This window comes from Streptococcus infantis (assembly GCF_001579645.1).
In the GTDB taxonomy this organism is placed as follows: domain Bacteria; phylum Bacillota; class Bacilli; order Lactobacillales; family Streptococcaceae; genus Streptococcus; species Streptococcus infantis_E.
In genome coordinates this window covers 260,774-273,494 of record NZ_KQ970818.1, presented here as the reverse complement: position 1 = coordinate 273,494, position 12,721 = coordinate 260,774, and the positions used below count along the sequence as shown (strand labels likewise).

General features: G+C 40.5%; 11 protein-coding genes and 1 pseudogene. All 12 read right to left on the bottom strand.

The features are described from left to right. The coding region (locus SINDD18_RS01315) for a sugar-binding domain-containing protein (RefSeq protein ID WP_153014397.1) at positions 1-2,812 on the bottom strand (2,812 nt) is incomplete at its 3' end. Positions 2,813-3,327: 515 nt separating this feature from the next. Then, positions 3,328-3,885 carry an SMI1/KNR4 family protein gene (locus tag SINDD18_RS01310; protein WP_060956049.1) on the bottom strand — a complete coding sequence of 186 codons (558 nt, stop codon included), beginning with the start codon at positions 3,883-3,885 and terminating at the stop codon, positions 3,328-3,330. A gap of 11 nt (positions 3,886-3,896) precedes the next feature. Beyond that, positions 3,897-4,619, bottom strand: coding sequence for a DUF4241 domain-containing protein (locus tag SINDD18_RS01305; RefSeq protein WP_061862817.1), 723 nt, complete (start codon positions 4,617-4,619; stop codon positions 3,897-3,899). Between the two features lie 51 nt (positions 4,620-4,670). Continuing rightward, positions 4,671-6,422: a glycoside hydrolase family 13 protein gene (locus SINDD18_RS01300; protein WP_061862816.1), complete on the bottom strand. Its 1,752-nt coding sequence runs from the start codon at positions 6,420-6,422 to the stop codon at positions 4,671-4,673. 188 nt (positions 6,423-6,610) lie between these two features. After that, a complete protein-coding gene (locus SINDD18_RS01295) occupies positions 6,611-7,567 on the bottom strand; it encodes a hypothetical protein (protein WP_061862815.1) in 957 nt (318 codons plus the stop codon). Positions 7,568-7,585: 18 nt separating this feature from the next. After that, on the bottom strand, positions 7,586-8,335 hold the full coding sequence (locus SINDD18_RS01290; protein WP_061862814.1) for a hypothetical protein: 750 nt from the start codon (positions 8,333-8,335) through the stop codon (positions 7,586-7,588). After that, the gene (locus SINDD18_RS01285; RefSeq protein ID WP_061862813.1) at positions 8,332-8,919 is read right to left on the bottom strand and encodes an SMI1/KNR4 family protein; all 588 of its coding nucleotides are present in this window, start codon (positions 8,917-8,919) and stop codon (positions 8,332-8,334) included. The genes SINDD18_RS01290 and SINDD18_RS01285 overlap by 4 nt, the downstream gene beginning before the upstream one ends. A gap of 43 nt (positions 8,920-8,962) precedes the next feature. Continuing rightward, positions 8,963-10,027, bottom strand: coding sequence for an ankyrin repeat domain-containing protein (locus SINDD18_RS01280; protein ID WP_061862812.1), 1,065 nt, complete (start codon positions 10,025-10,027; stop codon positions 8,963-8,965). 2 nt (positions 10,028-10,029) lie between these two features. Next, a complete protein-coding gene (locus SINDD18_RS01275) occupies positions 10,030-10,467 on the bottom strand; it encodes a hypothetical protein (protein WP_061862811.1) in 438 nt (145 codons plus the stop codon). Positions 10,468-10,485: 18 nt separating this feature from the next. Then, complete coding sequence (locus SINDD18_RS01270; RefSeq protein ID WP_061862810.1) at positions 10,486-11,055, bottom strand: hypothetical protein; 570 nt, start codon at positions 11,053-11,055, stop codon at positions 10,486-10,488. Positions 11,056-11,363: 308 nt separating this feature from the next. Next, a complete protein-coding gene (locus SINDD18_RS01265; protein WP_061862809.1) occupies positions 11,364-12,119 on the bottom strand; it encodes an SDR family NAD(P)-dependent oxidoreductase in 756 nt (251 codons plus the stop codon). A gap of 20 nt (positions 12,120-12,139) precedes the next feature. Then, positions 12,140-12,721 (bottom strand): annotated as a pseudogene (locus SINDD18_RS11160) (MBL fold metallo-hydrolase); the annotation flags it as partial.

Here is a 12,721-nt window from a genome sequence, read left to right as displayed (position 1 = left end):
ATGAACCGTCAGCTTGCTCTTTATAACGTTCACGGCTTGCTTGTTCCCCGTTATCCACACCGACAATCTGACCTTGGCCGTGCAACTGGAAGCGAACAAGGTTATTGGCAGTTGGAACTACATTACCAGCGCTATCAACGATTTCGTAGTAAATATAAGTGAGATCTTTTCCGTCTGCTGCGATAGCATTTTCTTCTTTGACTAGGCGAACACCTGCAGGTTCACCAGCAGTCGTAACCTTATCACGAGCGATTTCATTACCAGCCTCATCGCGAGCTACTGCTTCCAAGGTTCCAGGTTGATAAGCAACCTTCCACTCAAGGTAAAGTTCATTTGCATTGGCACCTTCTTGGTAAGTACGGCCATCGCTTGTTTGTTTCTTGTTAAAGGTTTTCTTACCTAGGGACTCACCATTCAAGAATAGTTCCACACTGGCAGCATTTGAAAATGCACGAACAGGAATCTTACCATCTGCGTCCGCTACATTTGCTTTCAGAGTAGAATCTTCCCAGTTCCAGTGAGGAAGGAGGTGAACCATTGGTTTCTTCTGAGCAGAAACCCATTGGCTTTGGTACAAGTAGTAATCATTCTTTGGAATGCCAGCTGTATCTACGATACCAAAGTAAGAACTCTTAACTGGAGTTTGGTTTTGGTTGTGCCATGGAGTAGGCTCACCGATATAGTCAGTACCTGTCCAGATAAACTGACCAGCATAACCAGCATTGTCTCGGTCAAAAGTCCAAGATGCAGTGGCTGTTTTACCCCAACCAACACGGTCATTACCATAGTCTGATTGCTCATAATGACGGTAAGCTTGGTTGCTATGAACTAGCTCACTTTCTGGACGGAAATAGCTACCACGAGTACGAGTCGCAGAAGAAGTTTCTGAACCGTAAATCAACCAATTTGGATGTTTCGCACGAAGCTTCTTGTAGTTGTCTTCTGAATAGTTAAATCCAACCGCATCAAGTTCGTTGGCAATCTTTTCATGATCACCACTACCATCACCAAAACGGAACTTATCTGCTCCCATAGTGACATAGCGTGTTTTATCAACAGCCTTGATCACTTGCACCAAGCGTTTAACAGTCGCTAGAGAACGAGGTTTTCCGTCTGCTTCACCGATTTCATTACCGATAGACCACATGACGATAGCAGGGTTGTTCTTGCCTCTTTCGACCATTGTACGTAGGTCAAAGTCAGACCATTTTTCACCTTTTTTAGCATCTGGGTGAGTAGCGTCCTTGTCAAAGAAACGTCCGTAGTCATACTGTTTCTTACCACCGTACCAAGTATCGAAGGCTTCTTCTTGCACCAACAAACCTAGTTCTGCAGCGATCTGCAAGGTCTGCTCACTAGCTGGGTTGTGGGTTGTACGGATAGAGTTGACACCCATATCCTTCATCTGTTTCAGACGACGGTATTCTGCCTTATAATTTTCTTCAGCCCCTAGAGCTCCGTGATCGTGGTGAAGAGAAACTCCATGGAATTTAATGCGTTCACCATTCAAAGAGAAGCCTTCATTTGGTGTCCAGTTATAGTAACGGTAACCAAACAAGTCCTTCTTGGCATCGACCAATTGGCCGTCACGATAAACACGAGTCACTAATTCATAAAGAGCTGGTTTATCGTTAAGGACTGTCCAGAGTTTTGGTTTCTCAACTTGTAAAATAGCATTTAGGCTAGTTGATTGATGAGCTTTCAAGACTTGGCTATCTGTACGAACCACGTCCGTTACAGCCTGACCATTTCTTTCAATAATTTGGTATTCAGCAACAATTTCATGATCTTTGTCATCTGTATTGACGATCTTACTTGTTACATGAGTATCAACCTTACCATTTTGTTGTTTTTCAAGGTCTGGTGTTAAGATCGTTGTTCCATTTTTCTCAGCATGAACCTTATCTGTGACTTGAAGGGTAACATCGCGGTAAATACCACTTCCTGAGTACCAACGGCTACTTGGTTGTTTATTGACCGCATGTACAGCCACGACATTTTCACGACCGTCTTTATTGAGATAATCAGTGATGTCATAAGAGAATTGGTTGTAACCATTTGGATAGTGACCAACTAGCTGACCGTTTACATAGACTTGCGAATCCATATAAACACCATCAAAGACTAGGCGAACATTCTTGTTAAGGTCTTTTTCATCTAGTTTAAAGGTCTTGCGATACCAAGCATCACCACCATTGAGTTGGCCACCTTCGTTTTGGGCAGGAGAATCATGATCGAAGTCATTGTAAATACTCCAGTCATGAGGAAGGTCTAATTTCTTCCAGCTTGATACATCTGCATCTGGTTTGATAGCGTCTTTGGCATTGGCATTGAGTTTAAAATGCCAGTTTTGGTTAAATTCTATTTTACGGTCCTCAACCAATTGATTTACCTCCTCACTGGTAGCCGGTTTTAGGTCCGGTTTTTCCGTTTGAGCAGATTGATCTTGAGTAATTGCTTGAGGTTTCTTATCTAACATGGAATCCACTTTTTTATCAGAATCTGATTGTACAGTTTGGTCGTCCTGTGCCTTTTCAACTGCATGAGCTGGTGTAGCAACTTCACTTGCAGCTGATTCAGTTGATGCCGGTTGTTCTAGACTTCTTGTTTCACCAAGTTCCTCTTTATGAGAATCATCCTCTATTTTTTCTGTAGCAACTGCAATTGGAGTTTCATCAGCTGAAACTTGGTTTGCACCAGCTACACTTGCTCCAAATAAGACTGAGCAAGTGCCGATAACTACAGAGCAAGTTCCAACGGTAAATTTTCGGATACTGTACACTCTTTTTCGATTCCAATGATCTTTTCCCATAAGATCCTCCTTATATTCGTAACCGCTTCCAATTTTATGTAAGCGCTCTACTTTTTCAGTAGTATTTTGCTTCTATTTTATAAAATAATATAAGAAACTTCAATACTGGCAGCATAAAAATCATACTTTTGATTCTTTTTTCTATAATTAGTAGAAAACTTTGAAAATCTGAATGTACATTTAGTGAATGATTTTACTAAAAAAGGCAGTGGGACAGAAATCGATAGACAAAGTCTCGATTTCGTAGTCCCAGCCCCGCGAGGATGATTAGGAGATTTTTGGAGTCTAATACTCAATGAAAATCAAAGAGCAAACTAGGAAGCTAGCCGCAGGCTGTACTTGAGTACGGCAAGGCGACGCTGACGTGGTTTGAATTTGATTTTCGAAGAGTATAAAAGACGAACAGAAAGTTCAATCAGCTACCGCGTCAAAGTTTGATTGCTAATAAAAAGTGAGGTCGGGATCTTTTATCCCAACCTCTTTTACGGTCTATCAAACTAACATTTCCTATTAGATTATTGACTTGTTTTCCCCTTTTCCAGTAGCTTGACCATCTCATTTTTACGTTCTTCTAACTCGGCAATTTGCTGAAGCAAAAGCTCTGAAAAATCACATTCAAGCTCTTCAGTTTCGCCACTATTATACCAATTTAGAGCTACTATATGATTGTCCTTATCAAAGCAGAAAATCACATCTCCATCCCCGATGATAGACAGAAATGGAATATAGTCAACAAACCCTAAATCATGTAATTCCTTGGTTTTTATTCGAATGTCTAAGAAGTCTGGGATGCCATTGGCGATCCCCAAGACCTTGATACCTCGGCAGAAGGTCCAAAAAGGGGCTACATCGTAAGCCTTGGCTCTTGACCATAGCTCTTCCCTGACTTCCATAAAGAGACCTCCCAGAGATGACATGGTGAATTCCCTGAAATCTTCTGGCAGACGAATGCCGTATTGATTTTCAAAATCCTGAACATCTTCTTCCGATGGTTCATTGCCCATGCAGGCGACAACTTGATAAGTTTCCTTATCATAGTGACGAAAATAATCATAAACTTCCTTGAGTGCCATCATCCAACTCCTTATCCAAGATAGATATACTCGATAACCACATCACATAGTTGGTGATCCTTATCATAGCCAAAGTAAACAGGATAATTTCCATCTCCAAAACCAGACTGAATCATTGGAATAGTCAGGTCTGTATCTGGTATTTTAAAGTTAATCCAATCACCGCCTTCTCGTTGATATAGGGGATATTCTATGGCATTTTGAGCAAAAATTTCCGCAAAGAAATCATCATAGATGTTTTTTTCAGGATTTTCTTGATACCATTTTTCTTCAAAATCACAGTAGGCATTTTTAGTCTCAACATCCACAATAGTTGCCAAGCCTGCATCGACTGAAAACCCAAAATAAGAATCTTCTTCAACCGAATCCAGGTTTTCATTGCCAATTAAGGCTTCATAGTAGACAACTGGAAGCTTATCTGTAAATTGAACTCTTGTTGCAACATACCGATAATGATCTTCTTCGATCTTGACTACTAAGGTTTTGAGTGGAAATGTTCCTTTGGGAACTGTCTCTAGATAGGGTTTTTCATTCCTACGGAGCCAGACCAAGGGATCCCTAACTAATATTTCTCCACTTGGGAAGGTCACTTCCCCCATATCTAGGACAAAGACTTCCTTGCCGTCTATTTCTTTCGTCTCAAAACATGCTGCATAATTGACAGACGAGGTCAAAATATGCTTGATTTCTTGGTATTTTTGCAACCATTCTTCGGAAACTTGAAGTTTTTCCATCATTCTTCCCTTTCTCGTTTAAAACAAACCTATACTGGAGTTAAAATCGATTTAAATCGAATCTAAATAAACCACAAATCCATCTGGCAAGATGACTTGCTGACCATCTTCAAACTGGCAATGACTCGCTAAATCAACTGAATCTCTGTCTAAAGTATATTTCTCAGAAGACTGATTGAAGATGGCTTGAACTTCTTTCTCTTCATAGCTCCATTTCAAAGCTAGAACATCTGGTTTCACTTCTTGCAAGCTATAATTTCCATGCTGAATCATACTTGCCACTTCCTTACGGACTTTGATTAATTTCTTCATGAAATTCAGCATATCATTGTCCTCAGACACACGGTCCCAAGGCATGACACGACGGCAGTCGGGATCTGGTCCACCTATTAATGCAAGCTCTGTTCCGTAATAGATACAAGGAGTCCCTTTTTGAAGGTAGAGGAAGGTTAAAGCAGCCTTGACATGTTGGAGATTTCCTTTGGCAGTTGTGAGGATACGCTCTGTATCGTGAGAATCCAGAAGGTTAAACATCACCTCTGAGATTTGTTGCTTGTAGTACATAGACTGGCTGTTGATTTCTGAAATGAACTGCTCTGTCTTTTTATGCTGACGCAAGAAATAATCCTTGATACTTTCAGAGAGCGGGTAGTTCATGACAGCATGGAACTCATCCCCTTTTAGCCAAGGCTGGGAAGTATGCCAGATTTCACCTAAGATATACAAATCAGGCTTTTTAGCGAGAACTGCCTTTCTGAAATCTCTCCAGAACTGATGGTCGATTTCATTTGCAACATCCAAACGCCAAGCATCAATATCAAAATTCTCTATCCAGTAAGTTGCAACACTGAGAAGATAGTCTTTGACTTCAGGATTGGCTGTATTTAACTTAGGCATATAGCTAGCAAAGGCAAAGGTATGATACGGTAGCTTTCTTGGGTTCTTAAGTTTATCCTCAGTAACTGGAAACTCTTGAATATGGAACCAATCCTTATAAGGTGACTTTTCTCCGTTCTTTAGAACATCCTGCCATTGGGCAGACTGGTAGCCGATATGATTGAAAACAGCATCTAGCATAATCTTGATGCCACGTTTGTGAGCTTCCTCGACTAGGTTAGCAAAAACTTCCTTATCCCCAAAGTGACGGTCAATTTCAAAATAATCCGTCGTATCATACTTGTGATTGGTTGTAGCTTCAAAAATCGGACATAGGTAAAGTCCAGTGATTCCCAAATCTTTTAGATAGTCCAGATGGTCGATAATCCCTTGCAAGTCTCCACCAAAAAAATCATCCCTGTTAGGCGCAATGGCAGCATCCCACTCTCGAGCTCCATCTGGGGTCAAATTAGGATTTCCATTAGCAAATCGTTCTGGGAAAATCTGATACCAAACGGTATTTGAAACCCAGTTAGGAACCTGACATCCGTCGATTTCGTGAATATAGGGAAGCTTAAAGCCATTCCCTTCAGCATCCAAGTTTTCTTGAGTATATTCCACACAACCCTTATCACCGTAGAAAACACCCTGACCTTCCTCATCAAGGAGCTCAAAGAGATACTGAATCCGTGCAAAATCAACCGATACCGTAACCTGCCAATAGTCAAATAGGGCATCTGAGGTTACTTTGGCCATTTCTTTCTTGGCTTCATACTTATCCTCAATGAAAATAAAGGGATCTCCATAGTGCAAAATAACCTTCTGGACATCATTTTTCTTGGTTCTAATTCGGATATGTAGCTGACCTTCTTTGTAAAGATAAGCATACTCTGATTCTGGTCTATGATAAATGGCTGTTAATTCCATCATTTGTCTCCTAAAATTAATAAAACGCAAACGTTTTCATAACTAACAGAACTAGTATACTATTTAAAGATTCGATTTGCAATACTTGGTCAAATTTAACGAGAAAACAGCTCAAAATAAATACTGCAGACTAACCAAGAAATTTCAGCACCTATCAATAAAAAAGCTCTCAAAATCAGCCTCACAGCCTAGTCAATCTGACAAAGGGCAAGTTCTTTTAATCCTCTGTCGTACAGAAAGGTTAAACAATAGTTGTCTGTTATATTTTGAACCTTATGTTTACTCATTCCTCTAGGCATGGCTATTTCGCACAGTTCTCTTGTTGCCAGAGAAAATAGCTTTTGCTTGCCTTTCCAGTCATCATTCTTAAATAGGGGGCTCAGGATAAGATAAGGCGAATCCGTAAAGAGTCCATTGACACCAGCTTTTTTACCTAAAGCCTTTAAATGTTCAGATTCTAATAACTTTTCGATAATACGACCATCACTAGAGATTTTAACTAGGGCATAATAGTCCATGCCCCATTTATTGACGGAGGTTTGGCTTTCTCCAGAGCTAAAGGCATAAAGCTCTTGCTGCCACCATTTCAGACTATCGATTTTAGGACAAGCATCTGTGCTCCTGTCGTGGTGGTTTAAATATTTTTTATCAATATGCGAATAAGTGGTCCACTTAGCCTGCTTTTTCTCTCTATCAAATTCTAAAAGGGCAAAGTTTCTTGCCTGATTTGAATAAACTTGATCTTCAAAACACACGGGTATCTGGTCGCTATCTGATACTATTTGAAAATATCTCTCTTGTGCCTTTTTAGGAAGTATACTTTGCGGATCCTTTATGGCAATGATTTCTGGATTAGAAAAATCACCAGTATAATAGACTATTTCCTTGCCAGCCTTGATGATGCCAATATTTTGTCCATCTGTAAAGAGTAGAGGCTCTTCCTCCCAAACATGGTCACAATCCCAAGCATCTATCTCCTTCACACCCAAAGGTGATACTTCAAGCAGACAGTAAAGATTGGAAGCTTCCTTCTCACTGGTCAAGACAAAGGCTCTACCACCCTGTAACATGACAGAATTGAGAACACTATTGTAGTCCTTGTCTAGTTCCCATTTATTCAATAGACTTAACTTTAACTTCCCCATTTTCTCTCTCCTCATCCATCACCACTCGTTGATGGCAAATAGAATGGCTGATCTAATATTTCTTAGCAATTGATCCGAAAGTTCATCGTATACTTGACCCAGTCCCTTATCTTGTGCCAGCCATCCAGGTTCATCATTCCAGGAGCCCATTCCTCCAAAAACATCCGCTGCACTTGCAGCTCTAAATATGCTTAGATGTTGCGGTGGAATTTGAGGTTCTGCCAGTCCTTTACCAGATTCTGGGTCTAGCAAAAAGTTTCTAGCAGAGTGAAAGACTTTGGCAAAGTTGTCACATTCAATTTTAATTGCTAGATTTTCTATACGAGCCAATATGTCTTTAAATTCTTCCAGATTATTTTCATAGTGAGGAATGTCTTGAGAAGACCTTTCCCATTCATACTCGGTGTAGGTGACATCCCAGCCTCTGCCTGAGGAAGCAGATTTCCAATTTGATAGGAAATAACTTGCCTTCCCATCTTTATAAAAACAGAGAATTGCACTCTGTGTTGTATTGGAAAATCCTAAAATCCCTCTGTCTTCAACTGAAATAGGACAAAATAATTGTAAATCCTTCAAACCTTTTTCCTTAAGGTTTTCAAACCAATCAGATACAGATAGTTCTATAACTTCCCCCTTTTCTGACGGCAAAATTTGAAAGCTCAACTTATTTGTATATTTTTCAGGCTTATAGCATATTTCTTTATCATTTTTTAAAGCCTTCCTAGCGGCTGCCACGATACAGGCTATCTGATACATTTGTCCGTTCATTTGATCTCATCCACTATCCCTTCAATCAACTCCGTAAGATTTTCTGCTACATAGATAATTTCATCAGGATCATGGATGTAGCAAATAATCTGCCCTTCCTGACCCTCTCGGTCTGGATCAAAATCCAGCATAAGATAACAAGAGTCACAATACTGAGCAAAAGGAATCCATTTTTTATTAAAAAGATAGGGCTTTATTCTACTATCACGCATATTTCCCAGATCTTGACTAGAAAAATAGTCGGGAAATTCTGTTAATAAAGCATCTCTATTTTGAAAGTACTTTTTACAACTTTCCATTTCCTGCAAACTCATGAGAGAAAAAGGCAGCTCTCTCTGGTCAATCACACAAGGTAAAATAGAGAAGTATTTACTCCCATTTTTGTAGCTATAAAGCGCTTTGAAGTCACTAGGTAGACGAATACCAAATAACTCCTCAAAGGCTTGAAGCTCTTCCTCGGAAGCACCAGAAATATTCTGATAATCATCTAGGTGTTCCTCTTCCACGGGATCATCCAAATCCCAGTCTTCAAAATACTCACAAATATAAGTTTCTATTTTCTTAACTTGGTCAATTAGTTGCATCATTTCACCATGATTTCTTTTTTTATCTGTCTTCCAATGCTTTTTAACGCTTATAACTTGTTTTTGCTAGGAGAAAGGGTTCAGGATTTTGCTTAATCCAAGCAATAGCTAGCTGACACAGGCGGTCTAGGCGAGGCTCGTCATCAAAATCTTTCCCATGAACCTGAGCAATAAGGTCTTTAGTCTCTGCTAATTCTTGTTCTGAAAGGGGATTTCCTAGAGACAAATATTGAGGGAGAGTCTGAAGCATTTTTCTATAGTCCCTGTCCCAGTTGGCCCCACCATTACGATCCAGTTCATCTCGAACTCGACCTGGGATACGAATAACTTCTCCCTGAACAGTTTTGGCTGCTCCACTTGAAGGAATCAAGAAAGACCATAGTTCCTCATATTGCTCCTCCCAAGTTCCTTCTTTAACCAAGATTGGTGCACTGCCATCATGGGTTATTCGCTTGGCTACTGGCTTGACATCAAACAAACGATAAAGTTTGGCTAAACCTTTATCTGCTGCTTCTAGATAGTCGGGATTGATCCCTTCTCTATGAAACTCAAAATCCTTACCGATATTTTCGACCTTTTCTTTCATGGCTGGTGTTTTCTTAGCACCAGCATCCAGCAGCATTGTGGCGATTTCAGCTGTTTGGGCAATATAGATTCCCCGACAGACAGTGAGAACGGAGTCTAGGGGAGTCTGTCCCCTATCATTTTTAGAGTTGACATTTGCTCCCTTTTCTAAAAGAAGCGCAACGGTCTTAGGATGAAAAAACTCAGCTGCCATATGCAGAGGTGTATTCCCATAAGTATTGCTTTTTTCAATATCTGCTCCCAATTCAAGCAAGAGTTTTACAGTATCTCTCCCCATGGTTGCCTGACGATACAAAGGAGTCGCTCCATAATAATCAGGGGTATTGATATCTAAGCCCTGTTCGACAAGCCATATAACCAGCTCATCAGGAACACCACCAAAATGCAGAGCCGTACTTAAACTATATCTCCCGTTATGGGCAGTTAACTCACACTTGTCATACACAGCCTTTAATTGGTCAATATTGCCTTCAGTTAGTAGTTCATTAAAATCCTTGGGTAAGGTTACTCTTTTCTTTGCCATCTTTAGTTCCTTTCTTCTGCTACAGCATCTAGGGCAAGCCAATGAAGATTGTCAACAGTTTTCAAAGTCAGGACTTGTCCATCATAATCATTTTTCAACTCAAGACCGTCTTGCTCAATAGATATATGATTGTACCAGTGATCTAGGCTGGCGTATTCCCCCATATGAATGTTGATGAGTATACTGGTTATCGGATTCCACGTTCCTTTCTTAACTGTTTCTGCTAAGAGGTAGTAAGCATCTAAAAATATGAGATTTCTCCCATAGATCCAAAAGGGCAGATCAAGCCCCAACAAAGGCAACTTGGCAGAAAAAATCTCATCACCGTGTGGTGGAACGGTTTCATAATGAAATTCTATCTCACTGCCATAATAGGCAATCAGGGCTCCCTGACATCCGATATTTTGAGGAATCCCTTCCTCAGCTACAATAAATTCCATGACCTGCTCCTTCTATTTTCAATCATAAAATCCGACAAGACTCTGCCAGAATATCAAACTGGACGCATGACATTTTCTAGTCATCAAGTGGATGAAGTCACTTTCACAACCCGTCCAAACTGCAGATTGAGCCGTTCCCATGCCTCTAACAAATGCTAGAAAATCTGGTGCCAGCCATATTTTTTTATCATAGGTCATCTCTGCATCAACAGCATAGACCGCCCCAGATTGACAATCTAGCAAAATAGTGTAGGGATCTCCATTTGCAATGATGATCAAGCTGCTTTCTTGTAGAGTTGAATAATCATGGTATTCCAAATTGCGTTTGATCAACCAAGTCAGACTAGTGCCGTCCCCATATCCAAACTGGTAACTTAAAAAACCGATCTGCCCCCAGTTATAGGCCAGAATATATTTCCTAAAAATCGGATCCAAATCTTGTATTTGCAGTTGTTTTTTCAAACGATCCAGTTCAGACACAGGCAGTTCCGTTTGGTTAAGGACAATTCCTTCTCTTATCTCAGGGTCCAGCCCTTGTGTTTCTTCTTGGGTAAGGGAAATGATTTGGTCAATTGTCAATAATTCCATTGTCGACCTCCGACTATACATAGGGCATTATCTAGGGTAATACTCAATGAAAATCAAAGAGCAAACTAGGAAACTAGCCGTAGGCTGTACTTGAGTACGGCAAGGCGACGTTGACGCGGTTTGAATTTGATTTTCGAAGAGTATAAGCTAGCTGGTTTGTGACTTCATTTATCTAATGAAGGTTCTAATCTCAATTATACTCCAAAACTATCAAATAGAGATAAACTACCAGTATTTTCAGGGATTATTTTTGATGAATAGTCGCCCAAAGATATAGAAAAAAGCCATTCCTCAAGGGAACAGCTTCATCACTTAAAATTAAAGGTTTCCCCAGCTAACTTATCTGCTAGCTTAGGGAAAAGAGTATAAAATTTATGGGCTAAATGGAGCAATACTGGGAGATTGAGTTCCCGTTTGTTTTTTCCTATGGTTTTGACAATCTTTCTAGCTACTGCATCTGGCTCGAGTAGGAAACGGTCAACTGACTTAAGGTAGGTTCCATCCGGATCAGCCTGGTCAAAAAATCCTGTACGAATCGGACCTGGATTGACCGTTGTCACATAGACTCCATAGGACATAAGTTCGAGACGTAAAGCATTTGAAAAACCAATAGCCGCAAACTTGGTCGCTGAGTAAAGACTGGACTTGCCAGTCGCTATCAAACCAGCCATACTAACGATATTGATGATATGGCCTTTTCGGATCTCCTTCATACGAGAAGCAACCAAACGAGATAGGTTCATCAGAGCAAAGGTGTTAACCTCAAACATCTGATGAATATCTTGATTAGAAATCTTGTCAAAATCTTCAAAGATCCCGTAGCCAGCGTTATTAATCAGAACATCAATCTTACCATAACTCTGATAGAGTTCGGCTACTAAAGTTTCTAGGGCTGTACCATCGGTAATATCAATCTCAACCAATTCAGCCTGTGGGTGATTCCCGTATAGCTGAGCTAATTTTTCCTTGTTTCTACCCAGCAAAATCAATTGATCATTGGGCAAGAGTTTGACCATTTCTTGGGCTAGACCACCACTAGCACCCGTAATGAGAATCGTAGACATATTTATCCTTTCTCGAGATCCTAGATTTCCACTTCTTCTAGGTCTTTAACCACATGGACGTTTTCAAAAATCGTTGCCGCATCTTTCTTGAGTTGGCTAATGTCTTTTGAAAGGAAGCGTGCACTGATATGGTTGAGCAAAAGTCGTTTGGCTCCTGCTTCTGCCGCTACCTGAGCAGCTTGCATATTGGTTGAGTGACCGTGGTTGCGGGCAATCTTTTCGTCTCCCTTGCCATAAGTCGACTCATGGACAAGAACATCTGCATTGACACCAAGACGCACACCGGCATCTGTTTTTCGAGTATCTCCCAAAATGGTAATAATCTTACCAGGTCGCGGTGCTGAAATATAATCTGCTGCCTTGATCTCGGTGCCGTCTTCTAAGACGACATCCTGACCGTTTTTGATTTTTCCAAAGAGCGGGCCAAATGGGACACCAGCAGCCTTGAGTTTTTCAGCATCCAAGGTCCCTTCTAGGTCCTTTTGCATAACACGATAACCAACGCAGAAAATCGTGTGATCCAACTCTTCTGCATAAACGGTAAACTTATCCGTTTCAAGAATTTTCCCTAATGAATCTTGATCAAACTCATGAAAATGAAT

Coding starts and splice junctions, on each gene's coding strand:
- SINDD18_RS01310 (WP_060956049.1), bottom strand. CDS start 3,885: ATGGCACTCAAGGAAGTTTATGATTATTTTCGTCACTATGATAAGGAA.
- SINDD18_RS01305 (WP_061862817.1), bottom strand. CDS start 4,619: ATGGAAAAACTTCAAGTTTCCGAAGAATGGTTGCAAAAATACCAAGAA.
- SINDD18_RS01300 (WP_061862816.1), bottom strand. CDS start 6,422: ATGGAATTAACAGCCATTTATCATAGACCAGAATCAGAGTATGCTTAT.
- SINDD18_RS01295 (WP_061862815.1), bottom strand. CDS start 7,567: ATGGGGAAGTTAAAGTTAAGTCTATTGAATAAATGGGAACTAGACAAG.
- SINDD18_RS01290 (WP_061862814.1), bottom strand. CDS start 8,335: ATGAACGGACAAATGTATCAGATAGCCTGTATCGTGGCAGCCGCTAGG.
- SINDD18_RS01285 (WP_061862813.1), bottom strand. CDS start 8,919: ATGCAACTAATTGACCAAGTTAAGAAAATAGAAACTTATATTTGTGAG.
- SINDD18_RS01280 (WP_061862812.1), bottom strand. CDS start 10,027: ATGGCAAAGAAAAGAGTAACCTTACCCAAGGATTTTAATGAACTACTA.
- SINDD18_RS01275 (WP_061862811.1), bottom strand. CDS start 10,467: ATGGAATTTATTGTAGCTGAGGAAGGGATTCCTCAAAATATCGGATGT.
- SINDD18_RS01270 (WP_061862810.1), bottom strand. CDS start 11,055: ATGGAATTATTGACAATTGACCAAATCATTTCCCTTACCCAAGAAGAA.
- SINDD18_RS01265 (WP_061862809.1), bottom strand. CDS start 12,119: ATGTCTACGATTCTCATTACGGGTGCTAGTGGTGGTCTAGCCCAAGAA.